At 29.1% G+C, this 13,895-nt stretch carries 12 protein-coding genes; 1 reads left to right on the forward strand and 11 read right to left on the reverse strand.

Going from position 1 to position 13,895, the window contains the following annotated elements:
* Window positions 1–146: 146 nt before the first annotated feature.
* From ACTHW2_RS05200 to ACTHW2_RS05225, 6 genes are all read right to left on the reverse strand, one after another.
* On the reverse strand, window positions 147–896 hold the full coding sequence (locus ACTHW2_RS05200) for a peptidyl-prolyl cis-trans isomerase (RefSeq protein ID WP_442262861.1): 750 nt from the start codon (window positions 894–896) through the stop codon (window positions 147–149).
* Between the two features lie 75 nt (window positions 897–971).
* Window positions 972–1,169: a cold-shock protein gene (locus tag ACTHW2_RS05205; RefSeq protein ID WP_442262863.1), complete on the reverse strand. Its 198-nt coding sequence runs from the start codon at window positions 1,167–1,169 to the stop codon at window positions 972–974.
* A gap of 225 nt (window positions 1,170–1,394) precedes the next feature.
* The gene (locus tag ACTHW2_RS05210) at window positions 1,395–1,868 is read right to left on the reverse strand and encodes a methylglyoxal synthase (RefSeq protein WP_442262864.1); all 474 of its coding nucleotides are present in this window, start codon (window positions 1,866–1,868) and stop codon (window positions 1,395–1,397) included.
* A gap of 129 nt (window positions 1,869–1,997) precedes the next feature.
* Complete coding sequence (gene ftsH / locus ACTHW2_RS05215) at window positions 1,998–3,824, reverse strand: ATP-dependent zinc metalloprotease FtsH (protein ID WP_442262866.1); 1,827 nt, start codon at window positions 3,822–3,824, stop codon at window positions 1,998–2,000.
* Window positions 3,825–3,837: 13 nt separating this feature from the next.
* Window positions 3,838–4,446: a TetR family transcriptional regulator gene (locus ACTHW2_RS05220; RefSeq protein ID WP_442262868.1), complete on the reverse strand. Its 609-nt coding sequence runs from the start codon at window positions 4,444–4,446 to the stop codon at window positions 3,838–3,840.
* On the reverse strand, window positions 4,439–8,182 hold the full coding sequence (locus ACTHW2_RS05225) for an efflux RND transporter permease subunit (protein ID WP_442262870.1): 3,744 nt from the start codon (window positions 8,180–8,182) through the stop codon (window positions 4,439–4,441). Before ACTHW2_RS05225 ends, ACTHW2_RS05220 begins: the two co-directional genes overlap by 8 nt.
* Before the next feature lie 214 nt (window positions 8,183–8,396).
* Between ACTHW2_RS05225 and ACTHW2_RS05230 the strand changes: the two genes are divergently transcribed.
* Window positions 8,397–8,630, forward strand: a complete 234-nt coding sequence (locus ACTHW2_RS05230) for a hypothetical protein (protein ID WP_442262872.1) — start codon at window positions 8,397–8,399, stop codon at window positions 8,628–8,630.
* Window positions 8,631–8,781: 151 nt separating this feature from the next.
* Here the strand turns inward: ACTHW2_RS05230 and ACTHW2_RS05235 are convergent, their stop codons facing one another.
* From ACTHW2_RS05235 to ACTHW2_RS05255, 5 genes are all read right to left on the reverse strand, one after another.
* Window positions 8,782–8,973: a ferredoxin gene (locus ACTHW2_RS05235; protein ID WP_442262873.1), complete on the reverse strand. Its 192-nt coding sequence runs from the start codon at window positions 8,971–8,973 to the stop codon at window positions 8,782–8,784.
* 82 nt (window positions 8,974–9,055) lie between these two features.
* A complete protein-coding gene (gene htpG, locus ACTHW2_RS05240) occupies window positions 9,056–10,951 on the reverse strand; it encodes a molecular chaperone HtpG (RefSeq protein ID WP_442262875.1) in 1,896 nt (631 codons plus the stop codon).
* Between the two features lie 211 nt (window positions 10,952–11,162).
* Window positions 11,163–12,233 carry a DNA polymerase IV gene (locus tag ACTHW2_RS05245; protein ID WP_442262877.1) on the reverse strand — a complete coding sequence of 357 codons (1,071 nt, stop codon included), beginning with the start codon at window positions 12,231–12,233 and terminating at the stop codon, window positions 11,163–11,165.
* A 40-nt stretch (window positions 12,234–12,273) separates the two neighbouring features.
* Window positions 12,274–12,792, reverse strand: coding sequence for an adenine phosphoribosyltransferase (locus ACTHW2_RS05250; protein ID WP_442262879.1), 519 nt, complete (start codon window positions 12,790–12,792; stop codon window positions 12,274–12,276).
* Window positions 12,793–12,959: 167 nt separating this feature from the next.
* Window positions 12,960–13,787 (reverse strand): Mrp/NBP35 family ATP-binding protein, encoded by an 828-nt coding sequence (locus ACTHW2_RS05255; protein WP_442262880.1) that lies wholly within the window; start codon window positions 13,785–13,787, stop codon window positions 12,960–12,962.
* Window positions 13,788–13,895 lie beyond the last annotated feature (108 nt).

The raw sequence follows: 13,895 nt of genomic DNA on the forward strand, positions 1-13,895 counted from the left end.
TACCACTTAATTGAAAAAATATTCACATATTCTCCTTAAATTTAATCTAGTATATGATATATATATTATAACATAATATTTGATTTAATTTACTACATAAAAAAATACGGTCTACAATTGTAGACCGTATTTTACTTAAATGAACTTTAGTCAAATTTTTCAACTTTATATTTTTCTTCAAGTTTTTCTATTTTACCTAAATATTCCTCTTGTTGTTTAAGTCTTAAAAGTTGTTGTTGAATTTCTGCTTTTGCTTCTTCAAAACTTCTTGTCTGCTCTTCAATTTTTTCTTCAACTCTTATAATGTGATATCCGAATTGACTTTTAACAGGTTTTGAAATCACACCTATTTCCATAGAAAAAGCTTCATTTTCAAATTCAGGAACCATTTGTCCCCTACTAAACTCTCCTAAATTTCCACCTTTTTCTTTAGAAGGGCATGTTGAGTACTTTTTAGCTGCATCCTCAAAGCTTAAACCTTCTTCTATTTCTTTATAGATTTTGTTTGCTTCTTCTTCATCTGTAACTAATATGTGGCTTGCTACTCTAGACTCTGGCTTTTTAAAATAATCTTTGTGCTCTTCATAATATTTTTCAAGTTCTTCTTCACTTACACTTATGTCAGCTATTAGTTTATTTAGTGCATAACTTTTAAGTAAAGCTACCTTACTATCTTCTAATAGTTGCATATATTCCTTTTCTTCATCTACATTATTTTCTTTAGCATCTAAATATATTAGTTCTTGATTTATAAGTTCTTCTATTACTTTTTGAATTCCTTCTGGTGTATTAAATTGACTAGCAACTTGAGGATCTATTTCATTTAAAAACTTAAATACATCTTGTTGACTAATTTCCTTACCATTTACTTTTGCTACTATCTTATTTTCTACCATTATTATCTCCTTTTATAAAAAAAATTAATAAAAAACCTCTTAAAGATAAAATCTAAAAGAGGTTATTATTTTCAATTAAACAGTTTCGATATTTTCAGCTTGTAGACCTTTTTGTCCTTGAACTACGTCAAATGTAACTTCTTGGCCTTCTTCTAAAGTTTTGAAACCTTCTTTTTGAATTTGTGAAAAGTGTGCGAATACATCATTACCTTCTTCTGTAGTAATAAATCCGTAACCTTTTTCTGCGTTAAACCATTTTACTGTACCATTCATTATTAAATATACCTCCGAAATTTTATTTCTTTAATTCACTGTAAAAACTCCACAAACCAAAATTCCCTTGCTATAGTTAATAAAAAAGATACTACAGAAATTCTTGTGTTACGTTCTTTTACTACTGAATTAAAGTTCTATTATTAGAATACCATCTATCTTCAAATAATGCAAGCTATTTTAAAAACTTTTCTAATTTATTTTTTTAAGGTAAATATTTTCTTACTATATATTAAGAAAATATTCTTTTCTTTCATTCATTAAATTGTTTTGATCTATTATATGTCTTTTATACTCTTTATTCATAAAAGGAGAAGTCAATATAAAGTCTGCCGTTGCTTGATTATTTGCCACGGGTATGTCGTAAAGAACCGCTATCCTGAGTAATGCCTTTACATCAGGATCATGGGGTTGAGCTTCTAATGGATCCCAGAAAAAAATCATAAGATCAATATCTCCCTCACTTATCTTTGCACCTAGCTGTTGATCTCCACCCATGGGTCCAGATTTAAAAGCTTCTACTTTTAAGCCTATATGGTCTTCTATAAGCCCCGCTGTAGTACCTGTCCCATAAAGAACATGTTGTTTTAAAATATCCTTATTTGCTTTTATCCATTTTAATAACCTTTTTTTCATATTATCATGTGCAACAAGAGCTATTTTCTTTTGCTTCTTTATATCTAGCTTTACATATTCCATTTTATTTCTCCTTAATAGTTTATTATTTAATATTCCCCAATTTATTACGATCATAGTAGAGCACTATAAATTCTTTATAAAATCTTTTCATAAATAGTTTCTCATCCTATGCTCTCTAATTTAAAATTCTTATATTCTTTCAGCTTTTAATAATTCCATAAATTTTTCACCTGTTATTGTTTCCATTTCAAGTAAATAGTTAGATATTTCCATTAGTTTTTCTCTATTTTCATTTAATATCTCTTTAGATTTTGCATATGCTAAATCTATTATTTTTAAAACTTCTTTATCCACTTTGAAAGATGTTTCTTCAGAACAAGTAAGAGAAGCATCTCCTCCCAAATATTTGTTTGATACTGTTTCAAGCGCCATCATTCCAAAGTGTTCGCTCATACCAAATCTTGTAACCATACTTCTAGCTATTTTTGTGGCTTGTTCAATATCATTTGAAGCTCCAGATGTTACACTTCCAAAAACAATGTCCTCAGCAGCTCTTCCACCAGTAAGAGTAACTATCTTATTAAACAGTTCTTCCTTACTCATCAGTACACTTTCATCTTCAGCTACTTGCATAGTATATCCAAGTGCACCTGATGTTCTAGGAATTATAGTGATTTTATGAACAGGATCTGAATCCGTTTGCTTTGCAGCAACTAATGCGTGACCTACCTCATGATATGCAATAATTCTTTTTTCCTTTGGTGATATTACAGCAGATTTTCTTTGATATCCAGCTAGTATCACTTCTACTGACTCTTCTAAATCTTCTTGAATTATTTCATCCCTTCTATGTTTTACAGCTCTTAATGCTGCTTCATTTATAATATTTGCTAAATCTGCTCCTGACCCTCCGGCTGTTGCTCTAGCTATAGCATTAAAATCTACATCTGGATCTATTTTTACATCTTTAGAATGCACTTCAAGTACTGCTTCTCTTCCTGCAATATCTGGAAGTTCTACAGGTATTCTTCTATCAAATCTTCCAGGTCTTAAAAGAGCCTTATCAAGTGAATCCGGTCTATTTGTAGCAGCAAGTATAACTACACCTTCATTTCCATCAAATCCATCCATTTCAGCTAAAAGTTGGTTTAATGTTTGCTCTCTTTCATCGTTGCCAGATATTCCCCCTGAGTCTCTTTTTTTACCTATAGTATCTATTTCATCTATAAATACTATACAAGGGGCCTTTTCTTGAGCTTGTTTAAATAGATCTCTTATTTTAGCTGCACCCATACCTACAAACATTTCTATAAATTCTGATCCTGATATAGAAAAGAAAGGTACATCAGCTTCACCCGCTACTGCTCTTGCAAGAAGAGTTTTACCTGTACCAGGTGGCCCTACAAGAAGTGCTCCTTTTGGAAGCTGGGCTCCTATTTGTTTGTATCTCCCAGGATGATGGAGAAAATCAACTATCTCAGTCAAGGCTTCTTTTGCCTCATCTTGACCTGCTACATCTTTAAAAGTTTTTCCACCTTCTGCTGCAACATAAATTTTAGCATTGCTTTTGCCAAAACTCATTGCATTTCCTCCACCCATCTTTTTTTGCATACTTCTAAAAAATAATAATCCTAATCCCCAAAGTAATAAGACTGGGAATAGAAAACTTAATAAAAAATTTACAAATGGTGAAAATTCTTTAGGACGTTCTCTGTCATAACTTTCAACATTTCCTTCATCAAGTCTTTGAATTAAATCTGCATCTTCCATTCTATCTGTAGTATAAACATTTTTGTCATCTTTTTTATTTGATTCTATAGTTATTTCCCTATCTCCTATTTCTACACTTTTAACTTCACTATTTTCTAACATAGTTAAAAACTCACTATATGTTACTTCTTTTATTTTAGATCTTGAAATAGCTGGCATTATAAATGTATTTATAACAAGTACAACTAAAAGTACTACAATATAGTAATATATTAATTTTCTTTTTGGTCCTTTTTTCTCCTTCATGCTAATCTCCCTTTTATTTAAGTGATTTTAATAATATCTTGTAAGACGTATCCATAGCCTCTTCTATGTCGATACTTCTGTAGTGTTCTTTTTTCCCAATATAATGAGAAAATGTAGATATGGCACCTCTAACTGCCATTAAAAGATAATAATCTTCTTCATCTGTTTTTACTATACCATCTTTTTTACCTATTTCCAATAGATGCTTTATGGTGTTATTTATGTCTTCGAAAAAATAACTTGTATTGCATCCTTCATCTGCTAAATGTTTATAAAAATCTTTAAATCCAGCAGAAGATAAAATTGTATTTATTATAAACATATTACTTCTATAACTATCTTTTATTATAAAAAGTATTTCATAATATTTATCTCTAAAACTTTCTTTTCCCATTATTCTATTATAAGAAATTTCCATTTCCTTGTCCATATAATACATTAAAGCTTTTGATATAGCTTGTTCTTTAGATTCAAAATAGTCATATATAGTTCCCTTTCCTACATCAGATATTTTAGCAATATCCGCTACCTTTATAGTGTAAAGGTTGTTTCCTTCTTTTATTAAATTTATAACACCATCAAAGATTGTAATTTCTTTATCTGAATATTTCTTTTTATTCATCTTTTAGTTCACCTCTAGTAGAAAGTTCTTTCTTATTTAATAAATCATACATAACTGGTACTACAATAAGTGTTAATATCGTTGAATATATCAAACCACCTATGGCTACTATTGCTAATGGTTGAAGCATCTCTGAACCTGCCCCTACACCTATTGACAATGTTGAAAGTCCTAATATAGTTGTTATCGCAGTCATAAAAATAGGTCTTAATCTCGTTCTTCCTGCAAATATGAGTGCTTCTTTCTTTTTCATACCTCTTTGTCTTAATTGATTAGTATAGTCAACAAAAACTATACCATTATTTACAACTATACCAGATAAGACTAAAAACCCTAACATGGCTATTAAACTTATATCATTTCCCGTTGCCCACAGTGCTAAAAATCCTCCTGTAAATGCAAGTGGTATAGTGAACATAACTATAAAAGGTGATAAGAGTGATTGAAATTCTGCAACCATGATTAGATATATAAATACTATACTCAATAGAAGCATTAAACTTATATCTCTTAGTGAATCATTTATCATTTCATTTTCACCTGTTATATTAACACTATAACCTTCTGGGACATTGTAGTTATCTAAACCTTTTTCTAGATCTCTACTTACTAAACCTATATTATAATCTTCTTTTAAATCTCCATGTACTGATATATTTCTTTGTTGGAGTTTTCTATTTATAGATGCTACTCCCTTTTGTTCGTCTATTTGAACTATATCTTCCAATTTTATTACTTCCTCATCTTTATTTTCTATTTGAAGTTTTAATAAGGAATCTTTGTTCAGTAACAAACTCTTATCTTCAATAACTATTACTGGAAAATCTTTATTGTTTACTGTTAGTTCTGTAGCTTGTTTTCCTTCTTCCAATATATTATTAATTTCTGAAAATATTTCCGCCGTGGTAAATCCTTTTTCCATCGCTTTTTCTTTGTTTACTTTTATTCTAATCTCTTCAGTACCTTCTCCACTACCTCGTTCTATATTTTCAATACCATCAGTTTTATCTAATATAGACTCTACATCTTCAGATATTTCCTTTAAACTATCAAGCTCTCGTCCCTTTACAACTACTTCTATTCCACTTCCTCCAAGAGCTGTCATATCCATATTGGATGAATTTACAACAATATCTACATCTAAGTCTTTTGTTTCCCTTTCAATATCTTTAGATATTTTAGTATTATCTATTTTTTGATCTTCATCAAGTAATATATAAAGACTTATATTAAGATTATCTGGGCTACCAGCTCCAAGCCCTCCATCTATGGCTCCATTTTGGAATGCTCCTATTGTTTCAACACCATCTATATCAATAAGCTTTTCTATAACTTTATTGGTCATATCTACAGTTTCCTCAAAAGTGCTATCCTTTGGCATAGTAAGACTTGCATCCATTTGTGGTGATTCCATTGAAGGAATAAAAGATGTTCCTATGTTGTATGCTAAATATCCACTTATCACTAAAAGCAAGGAAACCCCTAACATTATGAGAGCTTTATGATTTAATGCACCTTCCAAAACTTTAGTATAGCTATTTGTAAATCTATCAAATATATTTTTCTTTTTTTCTTTAGTATCCTTAAGCATAGTTGATGACATGGTTGGAACAAGAGTTAGGGCAACTATTAAACTTGCAAATAATGAATATGCTATAGTAAGACCCATGTCGGCAAAAAGTTGTCTTGATATCCCCTTAGTAAAGACTATTGGTAAAAACACACACGCTGTTGTAAGTGTTGATGCCATAATAGCCCCTGAAACTTCTCTTGCCCCTGTCATAGAAGCTTCAATACTTGACATTCCTTCACTTTTTAATCTATATATATTTTCAATTACTACTATTGAGTTATCTACAAGCATACCTACCCCAAGGGCCAGACCTGCAAGTGAAATTATATTGATTGTAACTCCTGTAAAATACATCATAGCTATTGCAAAAACTACACTTATAGGAATCGATACCGCTATTATAAAAGTAGGTTTTATATCTCTTAAAAATAGCATCAATATAAGTATTGCTAATATTCCACCATAGACAATATTTTGTAAAACAGATTTTACTACAATATCTATATAAACACCTTGATCCATAAGATTTGAGAAAGATAAACTTTCATTTTTGTCAGTTATTTCATTCATTTTATCCTTTAGGTTATTAGATACTTCTGAAGTAGAATAATTGCTTTGCTTTTGAAAATTTAATATTACAGCATTATTTCCATTTACTTTAGCATATATTTCATCCGAATTATCTTTAAATTTAACATCTCCTACATCATTTAAAAACACTTTTCCGACTGCATCTTCTCCTGTATCAAATAATAATAAGTCTTTTATCTCATCTATCGATTCTAGCTTATCTCCTACTTTTACTAGTTTTCCTGACTCACCGAGATATCCTGCGGGCATAGAAAAGTTTTGAGCCATAAGTATTCCTGATACCATATCTTTATCTATTACACCTTCTAAAGATGCTCCTTTAAATGCTTCTTCTCTTTTTTCTTCAAACTCTTTTATATTTTTATCTAATTCTCTTTCCCCTGTTTCAAGTTCATCTTTAGCCTTATCCATCTCTTTCGATAAAACTACTTTTCCTGTAGCTATATCCTGTTCTTTAAAATTTAAATCAACAGCTTGATTTGTAATTCCTCTTCTTTTTTCTTCTAACTCTTTTATATTTTCATCTATAACTATTAAGCCATTTTCTATCTCTTCTTTACCTTTTTGCATCTCTACTAAACCTTTTAAAGTATCCTCTAATTTACTAGTTTGTTCTGGATTTAAGATTTCATTTATACCCTCGATATCTTCAATACCTTCAACACTTTCAACATTTTCAACATCTCCAAAAGAATTTTTTATATTTAAAAGTTCTTTTTCTTTTTTTTCTATCTCTTTTTTGGAAGCAAGAAGTTCAGCTCTTTTATTTTTTAGTTCTCGTATTCCTTCATCTATCTGAGCCTTTCCTTCATTTAATTGATTTTTACCTTCTTTTATACCATCTTCAGCAGTTTCCAATTTATTAAGTTGTTTATTTTCTTCAGACTCAAGCTTACTTTTACCATTTTCTATTTCTCTTTTTGCAGAGTTTAAATCATTCCCTACATCCGATAGTTCTTTATCTAATTTATTTAATATGTTTTTATTTAGTTTTTCTATCTTGTTTTCATTTAATACAACATCTATATTCTCTTCTATAAGTCCTGTTCCATCTACTGCAGCAACTCCACTTACGCTTTCAAGTTCGGGAATTATATCTTCCTTTACAAGTGTAGATATTTCAGATATATCCATATTGGAAACATCTACTGAACTTACCATAATAGGTAACATATCTGGATTTAATCTTATAATCATGGGAGAACCTACCGCATCATCCCAAGCTCCTTTTATAAGATCTAAATTACCATTTATCTCTATTATTGCAGAATCCATATTTACATCATTATCAAACTCCATAATTACAGTTGAAGAATTTTCGCTGCTTATTGAATTTATATCTTTTATATTATTAGCCCTAGCAACTATTTGTTCAATAGGTCTTGTAACGACCATTTCTACCTCTTCTGGACTTGCCCCAGGATAAGAAGTATTTATAACTAAAAAAGGTAAATCTAAGCTAGGTAATAGATCTGTCTGTAAATTGACAAATGATATTGTACCTAGTATAAGTACTATAATTACTGCTACCACTATTGTATATGGTTTCTTCACACTAAATTTCGATAACATTTTACTCCTCCAAATTACAATTAATTTCCCGACTGACTGGTCGGTCGTCTCTCCATTATATTATATTTGCCTTTATTGTCAACTTTTTTATCTTGAATATATATATCTATATAGTATAATAAATCCCTTAGGAGGTTTTTATATGAAAGAAAAGGTATTAGGCGCATTATCTGTCTTTACGTCTATATTTGCGGCCCTATGTTGAACGGGTGGATTGTTACTTGCACCCCTAGGTTTAGGGGCCTTAGGATCTGCTTATTTTGCTGGTATGGCTAAATATAAGCCTTTATTTGTTATTTTAACAGGTATACTCATATATTGGGCATATAGTATAATCGAAAAAAGAAACTCTAGTAAGAAAACTAAAATATTCTTTTGGATCATGGCTATTCTTTCAATGTTAATTCTTTTTTCCCCTAATATTTTAGATTTCTTTAATATGATATAAGATAAATAAAAGTGCAAAAAATAAGACAATCATTAATGATTGTCTTATTTTCTATTTATATATAAACTTTCAGTCTTTTCAATAACTACTCTATAATTTTACTATATAAATATAGACAGTCTCGAAAAAGGGACTGTCTATATTTTAAGTATTATTCTTCTATGCTAATTGCATCTGTTGGGCAAGATTCTTCTGCTTCTTGTGCACTATCTTCTACATCAGATGGAACCGGATCAGCAATTACTACTGCTATATCTTCATCGTCCATTTCAAAAACTTCTGGACATATAGTTGCACAAAGACCACAACCTATACACGCTTCTCTATCTACTATTGCTTTCATTTTTTTCCCTCCATATGAAAATATTAGTTTACAAATTTATTATATGACTTTAGCTAACTTTATTCAAGTAAATATTTCAAAATTACATAAGTTTTGATATGTTTTTACTAAATTCAATAGGGTCTTCAATAGGAAGTCCTTCTATTAGTAGGGCCTGATCATATAAAAGTTTAGTATAAAGATTAAACTTTTCTTTATCTTTATCAAATACTTCTTTAAGAGTATCAAATATTTCATGATTTATATTTATCTCTAAAGCCTTTGAAGCCTTAACTCCAGAATTTTCTTCTCCCATATTACTTAGTATTTTTTCCATCTCAATAGAAATTTCGCCTTCACTTGACAGACAAACTGGATAGTTCTTAAGACGTTTTGATGATTTTACTTCATTTATCTTATCGCCTAATACTTCTTTCATAGAAAGAAATAATTCATTATTTTCCTCATCCATTTTTTCTTCATCTTTCTTTAAATCCTCATCCATTTCTATTCCTAAATCTTCACTAGACACTGATTTAAATTCTTTTTCTTTGTAATTCATTAAGATTTTGATAGCAAATTCATCTACATCTTCTGTTAAATAAAGTATTTCATAATCTTTTTCTTTTACTATCTCAGATTGAGGCAGTTTATCTAGTCTATCTATAGAGTCTCCACTTGCATAATATATATACTTTTGATCATCTTTCATTCTATCAACATATTCATCTAAGGTAACTAAGTTTTTTTCTTTAGATGAATAGAACATTAATAGATCTTGTAACATTTCTTTATGCATACCAAAATTATTATATACTCCAAATTTAATGCCCTTACCAAAACTCTTAAAAAATTCTTTATATTTTTCCCTTTCATTCTTAAGAAGAGATAATAACTCATCTTTTATCTTTTCTTCAATTTTTTTAGCCATAAGTTTTAGCTGTCTATCGTTTTGTAGTATTTCACGAGATATATTTAATGAAAGATCTTCTGAGTCTACTACACCTTTAACAAAACTAAAGTAGTCTGGTAGTAACTCTGCACATTTTTCCATTATTAAAACACCACTTGAATATAGTTCTAAGCCTTTTTCATACTCTTTAGTGTAAAAATCATAAGGCATATTTGAAGGAATATAAAGTATAGATCTATAGCTAATCATACCATCAACATTAAAATGAATAGTTTTAAGAGGTTTATCTACTCCAAAATGTTTTTCCTTGTAAAATCTTTCATAATCTTCTTCAGTCAGTTCATTTTTATTTTTTCTCCAAATAGGGACCATGCTATTTATTGTTTCTAATTCCTTATACTCTTCATAGTCTTCAGAATCTTCTTTTTGTCTTTGCTTAGTAACTATCATTTTTATAGGATATCTTATAAAGTCGGAATAGCTTTTTATAAGCTCTTTTATCCTAGACTCCTCTAAAAATTCATCATAATTTTCATCTTCAGTATTTTCCTTTATTTTAAGGATTATTTCAGTTCCTACATCCTCTTTAGATGTTTCTTCTATATTATAACCTTCTACACCACTAGATATCCAAAGATTTGATTTTTTTTCTCCAAAAGCTTTACTTTTTACTTTTAAAGTATCTGCAACCATAAAAGCTGAATAAAAACCAACACCAAATTGTCCTATAATATCTATATCTTTAGATAATTCTTCTTTAGATATTTTATTTTCATTTTTAAAGTTTAAGGAACCACTCTTTGCAATTACCCCTAGATTATCCTCTAGCTCTTCTTTAGTCATTCCAATACCAGTATCTTTTACAGTAAGTTCTCTATTTTCTTTGTCTATAGATATTTTAATATAAAAATCATCTTTATCGAAATTTATATTCTTATCAGTAAGAGCTTTATAATAATATTTATCTATAGCATCACTTGCATTAGATATAAGTTCTCTTAAAAATATTTCCTTATTAGTATAGATTGAGTTAATCATCAAATCTAATAGCCTTTTAGACTCTGCTTTAAATTCTCTTTTTTCCATAATAATCTCTCCCTTAACCTTTTTAGCACTCGCAATCCTAGGTTGCTAATAATTATTTTATATCATATTTGTTTTTTAAAGTCAATATTTCTTAAACTTTAATATCATATTTTTTACCTACATTTAAAACAAAATAGATAAATAAACTATTAGCTGTTTTAAGCTATAGTTTTAAATTTATCTATTGTAATTTATATTTTAAAATCTTGGATCAATTTAAAAATGATAATTGAACTTTATCTAAAGATGAAAGATTTGACATAGATACTCCAATCAATCTAATCTTTTTACTTACTTTCAGCTCATCTAATAGCATACTTGAAATCTTATATATATCATCCGAGCTATTTATATCATATTCTAATGTTCTGCTTCTAGTCTTTGATTTAAAATCCTCATCCTTTATTTTTAAAGTAATAGTTCTACCTTGTATTCTTTTTCTTGTTAAATCTTTTTCTATTTCTAATGAAAATTTATATATATACTCTTTTAAAACATTCTTATCCCTAGTAGATATTTCAAATGTAGTCTCTGTTCCTAGCGATTTTCTCTCTCTATCGATTTCAAGTTTTCTATTATCTACACCTCTTATTCTAAGGTAAATTTCTGTTCCATGTTTCCCAAGAAGTTCAACAAGGAATTCTTCTGATAATTCTAATAAATCTTCTACTAAATAAACTCCTATATCATTTAATTTTTTAGCAGTTTTTCTTCCTATTCCATGTATTTTTTTTATAGATAAGGGTAAAAGTATTTCTGGTACCATATTAGGTGTTATAAGTTTTATACCATCTGGTTTATTCCAATCAGATGCAAGTTTTGCTAAAAACTTATTAAAAGATAAACCCATGGAGAGTGTAAGTCCAGTATTTTCTAAAACTTCTTTTTTAATTTCAAAACAAGTTTCTATATTTTTTTCACCACTAGTAGATATATCTAAATAAGCTTCGTCTACAGATACAGGTTCTAAAATATCTGTAAAGCTATTAAGTATATTAAAAACTTCTTTTGATATTTCCCTATATCTATTCATCCTAGTAGGTACAAAAATTCCTTTGGGGCACATTTGTTTTGCCATAAATATAGGCATTGCAGAATGTACTCCGTATTTCCTAGCTTCATAATTTGCAGTAGTAACTATTCCATGTCTGCTATTTCCTCCTACTATTAAAGGCTTACCCTTTAAACTTGGATTGTCCTTTTCTTCTACTGAAGCATAAAAAGCATCCATATCTATATGAAGAATATGTAGATTTTCTTCTTGAATTTGGGATACCTCCATCCTATACACTCCTTTTATATATTATAAATAAATTTATTTTTTATTTGTAATATTTTACTAAAGAATTAATATAATATTTTTCTAGTCGTTCTCTACCCTTTAAAGATTCAAGTTCTATTAAAAACTCCATAGCTACAACCTCGCCACCAAGCCTTTCTATAAGGTCTGCAGCCGCAATCATAGTCCCTCCAGTAGCAAGTAAGTCGTCTACTATGGCTATTTTATCACCTTTTTCAATTGCATCTTTATGTATTTCCAAGGAATTTGTACCATATTCTAAGTCATATTCGATTATTGACGTTTCAGATGGAAGTTTTCCTGGCTTTCTAATTGGAATAAACCCAACACCTAGGCCATATGCAGCTGCAGCCCCAAATAAAAAACCTCTAGCTTCAGGTCCTACTATATGGTCTATATCCTTTTCTTTTAAGTTATTTATAATCATATCTACTGAAGCTTTAAAAGCTACTTTATCTTTCATAAGAGTTGTAATATCTTTAAAACTAATTCCTTGTATAGGAAAGTCCTCTATTACTCTAATTTTTGATTTTAAATCCACAACTATTCCTCCATTTAAAATAAATTATATTATCTTCTATATTGCACAATATAAGTTTATCATATTTATCTTTTTTTTGATATATTTAAATACTTCTGCAAAAATTAAGACACATTTTAAATTTAAAATGTGTCTTAAAAAATATATATTAAACTAAAAATTTATTATTATTTTAAAGATTTTAAAACATTTTCTACTATAACTTTAAAATCTTTATCTATATCTTTAGAATTCTCATCATAACCTCTATTTGATAAGTTTCCTATACTTTTAGTCATAGGAAGTTCACCTAAAAGGTTCAAATTCATTTCTTCTAAATACTTTTCAGTATCTATTTCATCGTATATTCTTATTTTTTCATCACAGTTTGGACATTTTATATAGCTCATATTTTCTACCAGACCAAGTAGATCAATATTCATCTTATTAGCCATATTAACTGCCTTTGCAACTATCATAGAAACCATATCTTGAGGAATAGACACCATAACTATACCATTTATTGGAATTGAATCCATTACCGTTAAAGCAACATCTCCCGTTCCTGGCGGCATATCTATTATAAGATAGTCTAGCTCTCCCCATGCTACATCAGTCCAAAATTGTTTTACGGCTGAAGAAACTATCGGGCCTCTCCATACCACTGGATCATTTTCATTTTTTGTCATAAGATTAAATGAAATTACCTTTATTCCATCTTTTGTTTGGGCTGGGTGTAAGTTTTTACCATCACTTAATACTTTTCCATCTTGAATTCCTAAAAGTCTTGGTACACTTGGTCCTGTGATATCTGAATCCATGATACCTACTTTATAGCCCATCTTATTTAAGCTTTCAGCAAGTAATACGCTTACAGTAGATTTTCCAACTCCACCCTTACCACTCATAACTCCTATTATTTTGCCTATTTTATTTAAAGGATTGTTCTCTATAGTACATTTTTCTTGACTAGTAGAACAATCATCCTTAGTTGGACATGTGTTACAATTTGCCATAAATATTCCTTCTTTCTATAGTATTGTAAGTACTCGTTTTTAATTATAACACTTTATATTAAAAATAAAAGTAAACTCATCCTTTTAATTATTAAAAAAACTAGGACA

Source organism: Tissierella sp. (genome assembly GCF_052089545.1).
In the GTDB taxonomy this organism is placed as follows: domain Bacteria; phylum Bacillota; class Clostridia; order Tissierellales; family Tissierellaceae; genus Tissierella_A.